This is a genomic window from Thiomonas sp. FB-Cd (assembly GCF_000733775.1).
Classification (GTDB): domain Bacteria; phylum Pseudomonadota; class Gammaproteobacteria; order Burkholderiales; family Burkholderiaceae_C; genus Thiomonas_A.
Genome location: NZ_JPOE01000005.1, coordinates 883,791 through 898,875, shown reverse-complemented (window position 1 = coordinate 898,875; position 15,085 = coordinate 883,791). Strand labels below are relative to the sequence as shown.

Genomic DNA, 15,085 nt, shown 5'->3' with positions numbered 1-15,085 from the left:
TAAAAGGAGCCTTCAGAATCGCCGCTGGGGCACGTCGAGCCTAGGAGTCCAAAGCCGCTGCGTGGTAGATGAACTGCGTGCCAGAGCTGTCGCCTAATGTTGGACGATATGGGTAAGGGTCGTGAGCAAGCTCCGGCCCAACCCTGTTTCACGAGCGCCGCAGGTGGCTCAACCCTTTTTGCGCCAATCCGCGCATGGGGCGATCGATCAACAGCAGCAATCCCACATAGAGGACGGCACCGCATGCGATTTGTGCCGAAATGCGGAGCGCCAAACTCGGCAACTCGATCCTCGTGATCACGCCGTACATGAGTAGAGACAGTGCAGAGAAGCTGGCCAGATCCCGCCAAGGCATCCGTACTTGCACGGTTCGTCTCCCAAAGTATGCAGTGGATGCCGCGTAAAGTGTGAGGCTGACTAGGGTCGCAACGGCAGCGCCTTCGATCCCATAGCCTTGGGTCAATGCGATAGTCAACGCAATGTTGCATACGGCAGCCGCCAGTACGGAGTACATTACGATCTTTGTCTGCTTCTTGATATAGACGCCAGCACTAAATAACGGCGTCCCGCCCGAGATCAGCATACCTGCGGTCACGAATGTAATGAGGGGCGCACTCACATTATACTTTGCGGAAGCCAATAAGCGGACGAGTTCAGGTCCTACAGCGCCGATCCCAGCCACGATCGGGATGGAGATCGCCATATAATATCGAAGTGAATCCTGAAGAAATGCTGCCGTCTTCTCAGGGCCTTTTTGTTCCCATAGACGAAAATAAATGGGGATGATCGCTTGAGCAAACGAAGCGGTGAGAATGCCTTGCAGATAATCGCTGAAGTTATATGCTGCTGAAAAGGACCCAAGGGGTTCAGGGCCGAGTCGATAGTTAATTATGTAACGCCCGCCTATGTTGAGAAGGAGCCCGGAAAGCTCGCTCGCAAACAAGGGCAATCCATACATCAGCATGGAAAATAGAAGCGGCTTTGAAATTTTCCGGACGTCGAAAACGTGCTGGCGCCAGTAATAGGTGATGATCACAAAAACGGCTAAGCCTTCGCTGACTATGGATGCGGCAAAAAATCCTTCGAGACTGCGTGAAACGAAGAACAGCACCAGAAGAATAAGGGCTAGACCCAAATACTTCCGCACAGTGAAATAAGTACTGTAAAGGGCACTTTTTTGCTGTGCCCGCAACATGTTATACATCGCGCTATCGACCACGCGAATAAGAATCAGCGGAGCAGCAAAGACGACAAGATGCTGTGTCTGCGTTTCACCCCACCAGTGCGTTGGCATCAACTTGACAAGCAGTGCGCCCAGCACACTGACGATGGCGCCGGTTGCCAGCATGCTGAACAGAACGGTCGAGAAGAACTGTACGGCTGTGTTGTGACGCGTGCCAGCTTCAACCTCGCTGTAAAAGCGCACGACCGAGTGCTGGAGGCCAAGCTTGCCGACGCCCACTAGAAACAAGATGGTGGATGTCACCAAGCCCATCGTGCCGTACTCGGACACTGTGAAAATGCGTGTGAAGACAGGGAACGAGATGATGCTTGCAAACGTGACCAGCAGGCTGCCGATGGAGTAGATTGAGGTATGGCGCGCCAGTCGCCTGAGCGCCCCGCCCCCTTCCTTGTCGGGTACCAACGCCGCGGGCTCCAGCTTGCCCTGCATCACGGTGCGGCGAGCACACGCCCTGAGGCGCGGCCGTCGGGGGATGGGGCTTGGTACAGGCGCAACAATTGCGCCGTGATCACGGGAATGGCGTAGTGCCGAGCGACGAAATCGCGACCGGCGGCCCCGAAGAGTCGCCTTTGCAATGGCGCGTCGATCAAACGCTGCATCGCATCGGCTAATGCGGCTGGGTCGGCTGGCGGAACGAGGATGCCGCTATGCCCGTGGGCAACGATGTCCTCATGCCCGCTTATGCGTGTTGCCACGACTGGCAGGCCGGCGGCCATGGCCTCCAACACGGCATTCGGCAGGCCCTCATGGTGGGAGGACTGGACATAGATGGCAGCGCCGGCGAGCAGGGCTGGAATGTCCTCCACTAGCCCCGGAAAATCCACGCTATCCGCAACGCCAAGCTCTTGAGCAAGGGCCATGAGATGCGCGCGCTCCGGCCCGTCTCCTGCTAGCACCAGCCTTGCGTTTTCGTGCCGCCTTACCCTGACCCAGGCCCGCAATAGGATATCCAGCCCTTTGACGCGTACATGGCGCCCCACGAATACAGCGCGGATCGGTTCGACCTCTGCGGGTGATGGAAAAAAGCGGGCGCAATCCACCGCGTTGGGAATGAGATGCAGGCGTTGCGAGGCGTAGCCGGCGCGGAGCATGACCTCTCGCGTGTATTGGCTGATGCATTGGAAGGCGTCCAAGCGGCGGCTCCCGGCGAGCAGTATCCGGTGTACGGGCTTGTGACGCAATGCGGGGTCGAGAATGCCGCCTTGGAATTCTGCAGCGCCAGACACCTTAACCACGATTTTCGGGCGGAGCCAGCGTTTGAACCATCCCGCTGCACCGGCGAGATTGTGCATCATGTGAATGTGGATCGCGTCAAATTCGTGTTGATGCCAAATCAACCAAGCGGCAAATCGCAGATTCAACCAAATCGCGCCAAGTGCCTTGATGTGTGGATAGGCCAAGCGCTGAACCCTTATTCCATCAATGTAGCCGTCCAAGGGTTGCGAGGAGTCGAGACGCGGCGCCAGCACGCGTACTGAGTGCCCGGATGCGGCAAGGGCTGAACTCAGCAACCGTGCTTGAAGTTCGGCACCGCCAGTTGCTGGGTATCGTCCGTCCACAACCATCAGAACCCGAGTCGTCCTGACACATTCAGCGGAAAGCTCAACCGGATTCACTGCTGCAATGGAGTGGGCGGCCTTCATAAGGCAAAAAACGAATCGCGAATCATCATTGTGAGCATCGGGAGTTCGATTGCGAGCGAGGGCGAAAAGAAAGGGTGCCTAGACGATGGCAGGATCATTGTGCTTTCTTGTAGCCCAGTACGAACAGGCCAGCGGCCGATTTTTCCGAAATGATCCGAGCCGGAACTCCGCCCAGCGTGACATTTCCGCTCGGGAAGCTCTTGTTGACCACGGCGTTTGCACCAATCACCGTGTTATCCCCAATGACGATGGCGCCAAACAATTTTGCACCAGGGCCAAGGTAGCAGTTGTCCCCGATGCGCGGCACCCCGCCGTCGGGCCCCAGTTGTGCACCAATGTTGACACCGGCGTGGACGCGACAGTTCGCGCCGACACGTGTCTGTGCGTTGATGACGATCGTTCCATAGTGCAAAAGCGCAAGGCCGGGCCCAAATACGTTAATCGGTATCGAAAAGCCAAGCCGGATGCCAAGCTGACGGTACTGGTATACCGCAACAAGTCGGCGGAGCCGATTCTTGCGGCAGTTGGTCAGGTACTCAACCCTACGCAGCCGCCGCTGAAAAAGCCATATCTCGTCGAGGAACCGGTCGCGCAATGTGTGATTCTTGCCAAGAGATAGGCGATCGGCATCCAAATAGGCCTTGTAATCCGCGTGAGACTGGATCATGCGAAATATTCTCAGAAATGTTTTAGCCCTTTTCGCCGTTAAGCGTAAGTTGCTCGGTCGGGCCTGCCTACCCCTAAACCGGGGAAAGAACGTCCATCCCATCGCCTAAACCAGTCGGTGTCTAGTGTAGTGTTCCATTCTGTTTGGAACTTAAGCGACTGTTGGCGCGAATGACCTTCTGCAGGATGTCGGCGGCGCTCTTGGTCCAGATGAATGGCTTCGGTTTGATGTTGTGATGGGCGATGTACTCGTCGATGGCGGTGACCAACTCTGGCACGCTGGTGAATACGCCGCGGCGCAAGCGATTGACGGTGATGTCGCGGAAGAACCGTTCGACCATGTTCAACCACGACGCCGAGGTGGGCGTGAAGTGCATGTTGAACCGCGGGTGCTTGGCCAGCCACTCCTGCACGACGGGATGCTTGTGCGTGGCGTAGTTGTCGGCAATCAGATGCAGCGTCCTGTCCTTGGGCGTTTCGCGGTCGATCTGGCGCAGGAACTTCAGCCACTCGGCGTGGCGATGGCGCTGCTGGCACTGGGCGATGACTTGGCCGTCGAGCACGTTGAGCGCCGCGAACAGCGTCGTCGTGCCGTGGCGCTTGTAGTCGTGCGTCATCGTCTGAGCGCGCCCCTTCTTCAGCGGCAGACCCGGCTGCGTGCGATCCAACGCCTGGACCTGGCTCTTCTCGTCGCAGCACAGCACCAGCGCGTGCTCGGGTGGGGACACGTACAGGCCCACGATGTCCTCGAGCTTCTCGACAAACTTCGAGTCGCGCGAGACCTTGAAGCCGCGCACGATATGAGGCTTGAGCCCGTGCGCCTGCCAATGCCGCATGACGGTGCTGGCGCTGACGCCCAGGACCTCGCCCATCTTGCGTGTGCTCCAGTGCGTGGCGGCCTCGGGCGTGGTTTGCGTGGTCAGTTCCACCAGCTTGGCCACGTCCACTTTCACCGGCGGCGCGCCGCGCGGCAGGTCGCGCTCAATGCCTCGCAGCCCCGACTCCACATACCGCTCGCGCCAGCGCGCGACCTGCACGCGTCCGATGCCAAGTTGCTCGGCGATGTCCTTGTTCTGCAGGCCCTGCGCAGCCAGCAACACGATGCGCGCACGCTGCACCAGCCTGACGCTGGTGCGCTTTGAGCGCGCGAGCCGGGTCAACTCGCTCTCCTGTTCATCCGTCAACACAATCATCGGGGCAACTCGCAATCGCTCTCTCCAATGCAAACCCAAGTACAGCATTGGAGACTGGTACTGCACGTAAGTTCCATTAAGAATCAAACACGACACTAGCAGGGTTGCACTCTCAGGCACCCATGAAGGAGTGCCGCTCGATGAATACCATCGCCAGGCGGACCCCTTGGCGTCTCTTTGCGGCCAACCCTTCCTCACGGTTCAACCTCCAGCACTAGGCAAAAATCGGTTCGCCGTTGCGCATCCACCACCTCGGATGACGCAACTCCAAAGGCATGCTAAAACGGCGTGCGAAAGTCAATTCGTGGGCACACATGAATCGCTCGAAACTCACGTCAGCTTTCGCTGAATGACCGCCTGAAATGGAAAAACCCCGGCTTCATTTATTGGAGCCAATTACTGAAATTTCACGAGATCGTAGTAAAGCATGCCGAGCGCTTCATGCATGGCACGTGTCGACTTGCTGAGCGCACTAATTTGCGGCGTGAGCATCTCGGCTGGCTTCAGAGGGAGAGCTTCAAAGTCGACGGGCCGTGCACAAACGTTCAAACCAGCATGGCGGAATGCCATGAGTGCGCGTGGCATATGGTCGGCGGAGGTCACCAGATAGCGCTGGCGTTGCGGGTATTTTTCGACAGCGGAGGCGACATTCAAAGCAGACTCAAATGTAGTGTGGGAGCGTGTGTCGAGCTCAACGCGCTGCCGCGGAAAGCCGAGCTGCTCGGCCAATGCTCCCATGAGATTCGCTTCATGGATCACTCTGCCCCCGCCTCCGGAGATCAGTAAGGTGCTATTCGGAGTCTGATCGGCCAGACGCACGGCCGAAAAGAGCCGATACAAGCTTGCTTCCGAGAGTGCCGAGAAATCGTCCAGGCGATCGGGATCACCCCGAATGCCGCCCGCAAGAAGGATGATGATGCTTCCCGGCGGGGGGGGGCACAATGACTTTCCTCGAGGCGCGCGTGGCTCTCGAGCGCGCCGAGCATTAGATTTGCTCCAAGGGGGGTGCTCACGGCAAAAAAGGCAACCGTCAGTGATGCCGCAAAGATCCGCAGCCACCAGCTTTGCGCTCGACGTAGTGTCTCCATCGTGAGCGCGAGCAGCGCGATGGCAAACAGCCCCACCGGCGAAAGAAGAAGCTCAAACGAGGTTTTCAAATGCAGCGAGCCGGATGCGAAGAAAAGGGGTGGGTAAGCCAGGCATTCCTCAATCGCTGGCGGCAGCACCAGCCCATTGGAGATAGACTCGCTCATCGCCGTCCACCCACGATTCACGGGAGAACAAGCGACGCGCCCGCTCACGCCCCGCACGGCCCATCATCGTGCTCGTCTGGCGGTCGGCGAGAAGGAGCATCTTCGCTTCCAGATCATCGGTATTGGCCGCTTGAAACAAAAGGCCGGTGACGCCATCGTCGACCACTTCGGGGCAACCACCGATCCGGGGCGCGATCACTGCGCGGCCGGCGGCCATCGCCTCGCGCGCTGACAACGGAAACGATTCGCGCGTGGATGACAACACGAACACGTCTAGCATTGCCAAGTGCGAAGCGATGTCGCGCTGAATTCCAGTAAACACGACGCGCGAGTCCAGTTCAAGCGCGTTGACTTGCTGCCGCACAACATCCAGAAGAGGACCGTCGCCGATAATCACCAGCCTGGCTTCGGGTCGGCGCCGCGCGACGCGTGCGAACGCTTCGACCAAATAGCAGTGCCCCTTCTCCTCCGAGAGGCGCGCGACGATGCCATAGATGAACTGGCGGCTGGGATCCAGGCCATATTGCACCGCGAGTTCCTGCGCCTGCGTTGGCCTAGACAACTTTCCTAGGTCAATACCGCTGTGGATCACAGCGGAACGCTCGGCCTGTAGGCCGTTTTGCAGCAGGCGGTTTCGCTCGTAATGTGATTCAAAGATGACGAAATCCGCACAACGGCGCAGGATCTTCCCGGCCCATTGAAAATTCGCTGGGTTGTGGATGTTGTGGATCGTGGTGACGATGGGCGGGCGTTTGCCTGTGCTCGCGACGCTGTAGCGATATGGCACAAGCCGCAGCGCAAAAAAAGCGGCAATCGACGAGCGCACGGACTGCGGGGCAATGAGTTCGATGCTTTCTGTGCGCGCAACCCGGCGTAGCTTGCGTGCTGCGGCGAGAAACTCCGATAGCTTGCGAAAACGGAAATCGATATTCACGTGGCGCGCGCCTTTGCCGATGAGTTCTTGTAATAGCACGCCATCTGTAGTCGCGACGTACACAGTGTGGCCTTTGGCGCTCAAGTCTTCAGTTAGGGTCAGGATATCGGTTTGCACGCCTCCGATGCCAAATGGCTCAGTCATCAAATAGAGGATCTTCATGGTCTTGCGGTCGTCTGGGCGCCGGGCCGGCCATAGCCACGTGCAAAGTTCCAGGTGCGCCTAGCGTGCAGCAGGCGGTGGATGGGGTCGAAAGCGCCAGCAATCTTAAGGGCGAATGCTTCATCGTCGTCACGGTCAGTGATTTCAGTGCGACGCAGCTTCATTGGGTCGGTCGAGCGGTAATTAACGCCTGGCGCCACGCTTACAGCTGCTGCATAGCCAGACTCATGTACGAGGCGAAGCTCGCGCGGGCCTAGGTCACCCGACGGATAGCAAAAAAACGCCACGGGCTGGCCGATCCGGCTTTCTATTATGGTGCGACTCTGCGAAATTTCCTCGCGCGCCTGTGCCTCGGGTAGCGTGGGCAGATATGGGTGGTGAAGCGTGTGCGAGCCGATCGTGACTCCGGGCGTCGCGGCCAGAACCGCCACTTCATCCCAGTCCAAATGAAGGCGCTGCGGCGATGGTCCGTAGCGTGGATGGCTTTCGGCCTGGTCGCAAAATCGGGTGGTCACGAAGATGGTCGCCGGTACAGCATAGCGACGCAGAATCGGCAGCGCCTCAGTGAGGTTATCGCGATACCCATCATCAAAGGTGACCGCCACCAACGGCTGGCGCAGCTGGCTCTCGTGTATTGCACGCAGGCCGTCGGCCAAGCTCACGACGCGGCATTCACATGCGAGTTTCTCCATCTGCCGTGCGAACCGCGCAGGTGAGACGGTGAGTTGGTCATAGTGTGGGAGCGTGGCGACACGGTGGTACATAAGGATGCGCAGACCCGGCTGTACCCAAGTGCACAGTCGCGCATAGGGCAGAATGATTTGTGCGAGCAGGCGACGCATCCCTAGCACTCCCATTCAAGCCAGCGGAGCAGAAGCCGGCGGACAGTCGTCCACCGGTAGCCCAAGTGCCTGGCAATGCAAGCGGTTGTAGGCGGCGGCAGTTCGCCTCACGTCAAAGCGCGCGAGCACGGTGTCACGCGCCTGGATGCCGAGCGCGGTACCTTCGTTCGGGTGGTCCAGCAACCAAGTTAGCCTAGCTTGCAAAGCCTGTACGTCCCCAGCTTCGACCAAGAGACCGTTGTCGCCGTCGCGCACGACGTCCGGAATTCCACCAACACGCGTGCAAAGCACTGGCTTGGCGCTTGCCATCGATTCGAGCAGGGCAATGGGCAGGCCTTCCCACCGTGATGGCATAACGATGGCATCGACCGCAGCAATCAAGCGTGGCACGTCGGTGCGCATGCCAGTGAAGATCACGCAGCCGTCTAGCCCGAGGGCAGTTACCTTGGCCCGTAGCGTCTGATCGAGTTCGCCGGTGCCGATGACCAGGCAGGCAAGCCGACCGGAGCGCGCTGCCTCCATCCCGGCGAGCGCCTGCAGAAGATCGTCATGACCCTTTTGGGGATGCAGGCGGCCAACTACGCCGATGAGCTTGCGGTCTTCCGGCAAGCCGAATTCGGTGCGCACGCCCGCGCCTGAAATCTCTGAGAACTTGGCGAGCTCAATACCGTTGGAGATAGCCAGCACCCGGTCAGTCGCGATGCCGTCGCGGTGACGCAGGGCTTGTGCGACTTCCTCGCTGCATCCAATCACGCCAGTGCTCAGGCGCGCGAAGGCGCGGTCAATGCTCTTGTGTAGAGCACCTTTCCAGGGATTGACGATGTTGTGCGCCGTGGAATAGACCACCGGCACGCCCGCCAACCGTGCAGCCAAGCGGCCGTAAGTGTCGGCTGTGAACAGATGCGTATGCACAATCGACGCGTGCTTACGTCTTAGCCACCGCGCGAGGCGCCAAACGAGCACCGGGTCGAGCTTGGCGCGCCTACCAAACACTGTTACAGGAACGCCAATGTGTTCGAACTCTGGCTGCAGCGGGCCGCCGCGGATGAGGCATACGACCTCATAACGCAAATGCGGGTGGCGCATGCGCATAAGGTCGAGGAGAAGCATTTCGGCGCCGTCGCGCGGAAGCTCGTCGATCATATGTACGACCAGCGGGGAATCAGCGACGGTGCGCGCCATGGTGGTTGGCGGGGGAAGGAGTGCGAACGAGTTGATCCGGCTGTAAGAGATGTGCAACAACTGCCAAATACACCCACAGGAAGCTGTCCACCGCCGTGTCGATTATGTGAGTTCCAAACATGTTCACGCCGATCAACCCAGCAACGATGGTCACAGCACCGAGGCCGACGATGCGATCGATGTCTGGTCGCGCTTTGTCGCGGTAGAGCTTCCAGCCGCGCCAAGCCAAGGCGAAAATAAGCGCCAGGAGCGTGAGCAAGCTGGGTACGCCCATGTTTGATGCGGCGTAGAGGAACATATTCTGGTTGTCGGTCGCCCCACCCGTCACGCCGTCGTAATAACCGGACACATAGCTTGGTACAAGGCGATGGAACTGGTCGAAGCCCTTGCCGAGAATCGGATTATCCTCAGTCATCTGAATGGCTGCGTCCCAGAGGATGAAACGTGAGTCTGCGCTTTTGTCGATCTCTGCGCCTTGGGTGTGGTCTTCATACGTCTGCTCCACCCGCGCCCTCAATGAAGCTGGGACGTACTGAGGGAGAAAGAAATAGATCGATCCGAGCACGAGCAATACGAAGAGAAAGAACTTCTTGCTTTTGACGAAAGACACCGACATCAGCTCCATCGCAAACGCCAAATAGGCGCCTCGCGAGAAAGCCCCAAGGAGTACTTTTAGTCCGATCAGAAATACGGGCGCAAGGCGAAGCGACTTCCAGCGCGGAAAGTAGTAGGCCCCGTACGCCAAGAAGGGCGCGAAGGCGTAGATTAGTTGCGCGGCAAACTCATTGGGTTGGCCAACCGGGCCGAGCAGGCGCGATTTCTCAATGGTGCTGAGGCCGCGTGTGCCAAACCACTCGTGGATGCCGTAGACAAAAACGACGCTGCTGGCGAACATCATGTAGACGATCATCCGCCGCGCCATGTTTTTGTCGCGAATCAGGTTGACGACAAGGAAAAAAACGATGAATTGATCGAGAAAACCCCGCAGTGCCTCCGTGTAGTTCCACACGAAGGGGTGAAAGCCGATCGCCGCCACCGCTGTGAGCACGGAAATGATGGTCAGCAGCAGCCAGATTCCCACGAGGCGCGAAAATGCATAAGGGTGAAACAGCTTGATCTTGTTCTTGTACGCGGAGGCAATCCAGGTCGCGATCAGCAGCAGTTCGAGTGAGTTCGTGCCGTTTAGACCAGGTGCGATGCGGGCTGCGAACAAACGGCTGAGCGGCATATAGAAGATGAGGACGGCCAGCAAAACCTCCGGGCCCTTGCGCAGTTGCGCGAGCAGCACCAAGCCGAACACGAGCGCGAATCCGTAGAGCCCGATCTTGCCGGGCTGGGCGTGGAAAACGACGATGCCGATGGCGTAGAGCGCCGGAATCGTCAGAATCCAAAGCGTGGAGTGGAGCGGCGCGCCGCCCCAGTTAGGATTCTCGGCAGGCGTAGCCTCCCCGGCAACCGGAGGAGGTCTGCGGCGTTCAGCCTTTGAGCCGCGTGTAGAGTTGGTGATAGCGTTCATTGCCCATCAGTCGCTTTGCCATATCCTTCAGATGTGAAGCTGCTCGAGCCCGAACCATACGCGGCATGTTTCCGCGCGCATAGGCCACGAACGTGGGGTGCGCCATGCCTGGGCGCACTGCAATACGGGGCAGGGGGGCGGCCGCCTCGGCTGCCTTGGCGGCTGCAATCGTGCCGACCTTCGAGGCATACAGTACCGAAAATCCGGCTTCTCTGGCTGTCTTGCGGCTGGCGGCATCACAACGACCGCCAGGGAACGACATTTGCCGCACCGGCCGCCCGAGTTCCCGTTCCAGCAAGCTGTGCGAGCCGAACAGTTCATCGCGCTGGGCTGCGTAGTCAAGGCCGCTAAGAAATCGGTGGCTATGACCGTGTCCACCCACCGTCATGCCAGCATCAGCGAGCGAGCGAATTTGCGCCCAAGTACAAAAGCCGGCCTTGGTTCCGACGAAACCGGTCGTCACGAAAAATGCCGCGGGCATATTCAGCGCTTGGAGGGCAGGTAGCGCATGCACTGCGTTACTCGCGTGTCCGTCATCGAACGTCAGGATTACCCCGCCCCGTTCGGATGCGCCGTTTTCGAGACACTTCGGATCGAGTACGGCAATGCCATTCTCACGCAACGCGTGGAGCTGCGCGCCAAACTCCGATATCGAAATGGCATAGGGCCGATCCTCCGGGGCTATTGCCTGCAGTTCAGCCTCGCTTTCCCACAGTGCGTGGTACATCAAGATGCTTATTCGGCTCACATCTTCTCCCAGCGAGCATCGGCGCGGCCGCGCGCAAACTGCATGGCGGCGATCACGGCAGCGGCATTCATGTCGACGAAGACCTGCGCAAGACTCACGAACTTGTAACGCCGCGTAGAAGGAGCCCAGTGAGCCAAGGCTGCCAACGCGTAAAAGGCAAGTTGAAGCGCCAGTGCCACGCGGTACACCGGAGATGCAAGCACGGCGCTGCAAAGCAGTGCAAGGAGCATGGCATAAGGCACGAGCAGGCGGAAGACCTTGTGCGACATGAACTGAAACCAAGCTGGATTGGCCCAAGGCACGAACAACCAGGGGTGGCGGACGAAAGTTTGGAAGTTCCCCGTGAGCGTCCGGATCTTGCGCCTCTGTTCAGCGGTCGACTCAGTCTGTAGCACGTCGTAGACCTGCGCTCGCGGGTCGAGCAGTACGCGCTTGCCGCAGCGCACCGTGCCCATGGGGACCTCGAAGTCGTCGAGGATGGTGTTGTCACCGAGCGGGGCGAAGTCGGCGGTGCGAATCGCATAGAGAGCTCCCGTGGCTCCAACCGTTGAGTGCAGTCGGCTCTCCGCCTTGCGGATCCATTTTTCGTAGCGCCAGTACAGGCCGATGGTCTGGCCGGCATGTGTACCGCTTGGCCGGTGAATTAGCTCACCGCTCACTGCGCCGATATTGGGCAAGCAGAAATCCGACATCAGGTGACGTAATGCGTCTGGAGCGATCACCTGCCGCACGTCGCAGAATACAGTAAACGGGGCATGCACCGCAGCCATTGCCAGATTCAGCGCATGTGCCTTACCACGACGTTGCAAGCACGCTATTGTGCGTACCCCAGGCAAGGCCTGTAAGAGCTGCGCGGTACCGTCAGTGGAGCCGTCCGAGACGACCAAGATGTCGAGCCTGTCCGCCGGGTAATCGAGTGCACGGAGGTTGTCAATTTTTTCGCGGATGCGCTGCGCTTCGTTGTAGGCGGCCATCACCACCGCGACCTGCGGCAATGCGCTTGCGTCCAGAGGCGGGCAGTAGACTTGCCGCCGCAGGCGTGACAGCAGCCACACCAGCATTGGGTAGCCAGCGTAGGTGTAGGCGATGAACGCGGTGTTCGCCCAGAAAAGGATTTTGAGGCTCATCATGTTGAGGCGGTGTTCGTGCTGCCAAGCTCCGCGTCAGGCATGCCGGTGCGATGGGTTGGCGCGTCAACCTTGCGTAGGGCTGCGTTGAGGACGATGTTGCATAGGGCGTCCATAAAGCATCGCTGGGCGGGCGTGGATGTGGCTATATGGTCAACGAACTCCAAGAAGACAGTCGTCGCCCCATTGCCGGGCCAGGCGCGGCCAAAGGCATCTCGAATTTGTCGAACGTAGTTGACTTGGCTGAAATCGTCCCCGGCGTGTACCACGGCGACAGTTACCCCTTTTTGGGTTAGCAATCTCAAACCTCGGGCGAACGCAGCCTTATCGATGGGCTGGTCCCCGCCACCTAGGTCCGCGGCGCCCCTGGACCGGAGGCGCGCCGCAATGGAGGCCGGCAAATCAGCAAGCGCGGTGACTCCCTTTCGCGCATACGATGCGAGAGCCGTTAGGCCCGATCCTTGGCTGCGCATGCGCAGCCAGAGAAAACGCAATCGGCTTCGCATTGTGTGGAAAGCGAATGCGTCATACAGCACGATGGTGTCGACGCGATGGTCTTTTTCGGCCGCCAAGTAGCTTTGCTGGGCGCCTGAGCAAAAACCGAGAAGCACAAAGCGTTGCGTTCCTGCGTGTTGCTCCAGAAGACTCATCGCATCCTGCAGATCGCATACCACCTGGGCATCGTACGCGAGTGCTCCTTTGGCACGCGCGCTGTCGCCCATGCCGTGCAGGTCGAATCGGATGCTCGCCACGCCGCGCTCAGCCAGCTGCCGCGCCAACTTGACGTTGATACGGTGCGGCCCCACGCGATGCACAACGCCCGAATTAAATAGCACCAGACCCATGCGTGAAGGCCTGCCTTGCGGTAGTGTCAATGTGCCAATCAGACCGCAATCCGGTCCGAAGGCGTGGGTAATTTCACGCATGTGCTGGACTCTCGAGTGCCGTCTGCAAACAGGTGATCCATTGTGTGGGGACGATGGCGGTGTTAAAGGCGCTGTTGGTGGCCCAGTCGATATCGATTTGGGAAGCCAGCACATCGAGCACAGGAAGCTGAGCCAGATCACGGGAAGGCAGCAGCGCATCGATAGCTTCGAGCTCACGCGCGAGGACCAGAACCCTGTTGCAACAACCGGGCGAGATCCGTGACAAGTCCAAAGCTGCAATTTGCGAGCGACAGATCGGGGTCAGCGCGAAACCCAGCGCTTCCGCGTCGGTATCCGGCAGGTTGAAAGCGCGCAGTCGGGAGTCAATACGCCAACGCGCTCCAAAAGTTCGTGCAAGCGCACGTTGATTGGCATCGCGCAGCTCTGTTAGATACCGTGGACCGGATATGACAGGTTCGATCATCGCGACCAACGCCGGGCGTTGTGCGCAGCGCTCGCTCGCGGCCAAGGCCACATTGGCGCCGAGCCGCAGCCCAATCAGCGAAAGCACACTGGTCCGGCTGCGCTGAATCAACACATCTGCCGCAGCGGCTGTGTCGGATATGGCGCCCATCAGGTCGAAGTCCGTGTCCTCGCCAGCCGAATCACCACTTCCGAAGTAGTCGAAGCGCAACACGTCGTAGCCGGCGGTGGCCAAGCGGTCGCCAAGCGCTCGGTACAGGCGATGCGCGCGAATCGCTTCCTGGCCAAACGGGTTGCAAAGCAGCACGGCGTGACTGCGCGCCCGGACACGAGGATGCAGATGCAGGCCGAAAAGTTCGCGCCCCATATGGGAAAAACGCAAGGGGGTAAACGCTTCGTTCAACACACGCTCTCCAGACGCAACGCAGCCAGCCTGGCTGCGTCGTCGAGGTGGTGCACATTGGCAAAGCCATCCACCGCTGCGAGCGCTGCCGCAAAGCCTGGCGGCGCTGGCAGCGGCGCCACGTCCACGTGGCCTGCCGCACCCTCGCCTTTGGGGCGTACGCAGCAGCGCTGAGCATGCACCCCGGCATAGAGTGCGCGCGGCTCCAGGCCCAGCCCGATGCCCAGCGCCTTGAGACACGATTCCTTACGCGCCCAGCAACCGACAAACGCAGCAGCGTGATCGACGGTCGGGATGGCATCGAGCTCGGCCTTTTCGCCGTCGGTGAGCACGGCGGCGGCAAGGTCGGCGCCCGGCAGATCCGCGCGCACCGCCTCAATGTCGACGCCAACGTCGACTCCAGCAGCGACCGCCACCAGCGCCCAGTCCTTGCTGTGGCTGAGGCTAAAGGTTGGCAGCGGGGTGTCGGTGTAAAAGGTTGGCGCCAGCTGCGGTTTGCCGTGGGGGCCGGTGACAAAACGCAGGTGCCGCGCATCGACCCCGGTGTAGCTGGCGAGGATACGGCGCAGCCAAGCATGCGCGGCGACGTAGCGGCGCCAATCGTGCTCGTAGACGAACCGTTGTGCGCGACTCATCTCGGCAACGTCGAGCAGGCTGGTGGCGTTTGGTCCCATGTCGTGCAAGTCGAGAAACCAGACATGCACGTCGCGCCCAAGCGGCAAGGCGTGGCGCAACGCCTTGCTGCCGGCGTCAAACTTCGTCGGCAGCTCTAGTGCCGGCGCCAAGCTGCGGGCAGGAAACCCGAGTGTGGATATGGACAGCAT

15 protein-coding genes are annotated in these 15,085 nt (G+C 59.7%); all 15 read right to left on the bottom strand.

Going from position 1 to position 15,085, the window contains the following annotated elements; translation table 11 throughout:
• Window positions 1-148 precede the first annotated feature (148 nt).
• The 15 genes from CD04_RS0117955 to CD04_RS0117890 all read right to left on the bottom strand — a co-directional run bounded on the left by CD04_RS0117955 (window position 149) and on the right by CD04_RS0117890 (window position 15,085).
• The gene (locus tag CD04_RS0117955) at window positions 149-1,672 is read right to left on the bottom strand and encodes an oligosaccharide flippase family protein (protein WP_031409289.1); all 1,524 of its coding nucleotides are present in this window, start codon (window positions 1,670-1,672) and stop codon (window positions 149-151) included.
• Window positions 1,672-2,808 carry a glycosyltransferase family 4 protein gene (locus CD04_RS0117950; RefSeq protein WP_038168547.1) on the bottom strand — a complete coding sequence of 379 codons (1,137 nt, stop codon included), beginning with the start codon at window positions 2,806-2,808 and terminating at the stop codon, window positions 1,672-1,674. Before CD04_RS0117950 ends, CD04_RS0117955 begins: the two co-directional genes overlap by 1 nt.
• Window positions 2,809-2,980: 172 nt before the next feature.
• Complete coding sequence (locus CD04_RS0117945) at window positions 2,981-3,520, bottom strand: serine O-acetyltransferase (protein ID WP_231480687.1); 540 nt, start codon at window positions 3,518-3,520, stop codon at window positions 2,981-2,983.
• Between the two features lie 154 nt (window positions 3,521-3,674).
• Window positions 3,675-4,745 carry an IS630 family transposase gene (locus CD04_RS0117940; RefSeq protein WP_031409284.1) on the bottom strand — a complete coding sequence of 357 codons (1,071 nt, stop codon included), beginning with the start codon at window positions 4,743-4,745 and terminating at the stop codon, window positions 3,675-3,677.
• Window positions 4,746-5,141: 396 nt separating this feature from the next.
• Window positions 5,142-5,618, bottom strand: a complete 477-nt coding sequence (locus CD04_RS24895) for a YdcF family protein (protein ID WP_231480726.1) — start codon at window positions 5,616-5,618, stop codon at window positions 5,142-5,144.
• Window positions 5,525-5,998, bottom strand: a complete 474-nt coding sequence (locus CD04_RS24890) for a hypothetical protein (RefSeq protein WP_231480736.1) — start codon at window positions 5,996-5,998, stop codon at window positions 5,525-5,527. The genes CD04_RS24895 and CD04_RS24890 overlap by 94 nt, the downstream gene beginning before the upstream one ends.
• Entirely contained in the window at window positions 5,952-7,094 is a 1,143-nt protein-coding gene (locus tag CD04_RS0117930; protein ID WP_031409282.1) for a glycosyltransferase, read from the bottom strand. Before CD04_RS0117930 ends, CD04_RS24890 begins: the two co-directional genes overlap by 47 nt.
• Window positions 7,091-7,936, bottom strand: a complete 846-nt coding sequence (locus CD04_RS0117925) for a polysaccharide deacetylase family protein (protein ID WP_031409280.1) — start codon at window positions 7,934-7,936, stop codon at window positions 7,091-7,093. The genes CD04_RS0117930 and CD04_RS0117925 overlap by 4 nt, the downstream gene beginning before the upstream one ends.
• 15 nt (window positions 7,937-7,951) lie before the next feature.
• Window positions 7,952-9,118 (bottom strand): glycosyltransferase, encoded by a 1,167-nt coding sequence (locus CD04_RS0117920; protein WP_231480686.1) that lies wholly within the window; start codon window positions 9,116-9,118, stop codon window positions 7,952-7,954.
• Window positions 9,099-10,634, bottom strand: coding sequence for an O-antigen ligase (locus CD04_RS0117915; protein ID WP_081858075.1), 1,536 nt, complete (start codon window positions 10,632-10,634; stop codon window positions 9,099-9,101). Before CD04_RS0117915 ends, CD04_RS0117920 begins: the two co-directional genes overlap by 20 nt.
• Window positions 10,594-11,382, bottom strand: coding sequence for a polysaccharide deacetylase family protein (locus tag CD04_RS0117910; RefSeq protein ID WP_031409273.1), 789 nt, complete (start codon window positions 11,380-11,382; stop codon window positions 10,594-10,596). The genes CD04_RS0117915 and CD04_RS0117910 overlap by 41 nt, the downstream gene beginning before the upstream one ends.
• Window positions 11,379-12,512 (bottom strand): glycosyltransferase family 2 protein, encoded by a 1,134-nt coding sequence (locus CD04_RS0117905; protein WP_231480685.1) that lies wholly within the window; start codon window positions 12,510-12,512, stop codon window positions 11,379-11,381. Before CD04_RS0117905 ends, CD04_RS0117910 begins: the two co-directional genes overlap by 4 nt.
• Window positions 12,509-13,435, bottom strand: a complete 927-nt coding sequence (locus CD04_RS22780; protein WP_197033157.1) for an alpha/beta fold hydrolase — start codon at window positions 13,433-13,435, stop codon at window positions 12,509-12,511. Before CD04_RS22780 ends, CD04_RS0117905 begins: the two co-directional genes overlap by 4 nt.
• Window positions 13,428-14,261: a serine aminopeptidase domain-containing protein gene (locus CD04_RS0117895; protein ID WP_156030329.1), complete on the bottom strand. Its 834-nt coding sequence runs from the start codon at window positions 14,259-14,261 to the stop codon at window positions 13,428-13,430. The genes CD04_RS22780 and CD04_RS0117895 overlap by 8 nt, the downstream gene beginning before the upstream one ends.
• Window positions 14,258-15,085 (bottom strand): 4'-phosphopantetheinyl transferase superfamily protein, encoded by an 828-nt coding sequence (locus CD04_RS0117890; protein ID WP_051849396.1) that lies wholly within the window; start codon window positions 15,083-15,085, stop codon window positions 14,258-14,260. Before CD04_RS0117890 ends, CD04_RS0117895 begins: the two co-directional genes overlap by 4 nt.

Coding starts and splice junctions, on each gene's coding strand:
- CD04_RS0117955 (WP_031409289.1), bottom strand. CDS start 1,672: ATGCAGGGCAAGCTGGAGCCCGCGGCGTTGGTACCCGACAAGGAAGGG.
- CD04_RS0117950 (WP_038168547.1), bottom strand. CDS start 2,808: ATGGTTGTGGACGGACGATACCCAGCAACTGGCGGTGCCGAACTTCAA.
- CD04_RS0117940 (WP_031409284.1), bottom strand. CDS start 4,745: ATGATTGTGTTGACGGATGAACAGGAGAGCGAGTTGACCCGGCTCGCG.
- CD04_RS24890 (WP_231480736.1), bottom strand. CDS start 5,998: ATGAGCGAGTCTATCTCCAATGGGCTGGTGCTGCCGCCAGCGATTGAG.
- CD04_RS0117930 (WP_031409282.1), bottom strand. CDS start 7,094: ATGAAGATCCTCTATTTGATGACTGAGCCATTTGGCATCGGAGGCGTG.
- CD04_RS0117925 (WP_031409280.1), bottom strand. CDS start 7,936: ATGCGTCGCCTGCTCGCACAAATCATTCTGCCCTATGCGCGACTGTGC.
- CD04_RS0117920 (WP_231480686.1), bottom strand. CDS start 9,118: ATGGCGCGCACCGTCGCTGATTCCCCGCTGGTCGTACATATGATCGAC.
- CD04_RS0117915 (WP_081858075.1), bottom strand. CDS start 10,634: ATGAACGCTATCACCAACTCTACACGCGGCTCAAAGGCTGAACGCCGC.
- CD04_RS0117905 (WP_231480685.1), bottom strand. CDS start 12,512: ATGATGAGCCTCAAAATCCTTTTCTGGGCGAACACCGCGTTCATCGCC.
- CD04_RS22780 (WP_197033157.1), bottom strand. CDS start 13,435: ATGCGTGAAATTACCCACGCCTTCGGACCGGATTGCGGTCTGATTGGC.
- CD04_RS0117890 (WP_051849396.1), bottom strand. CDS start 15,085: ATGCTGTCCATATCCACACTCGGGTTTCCTGCCCGCAGCTTGGCGCCG.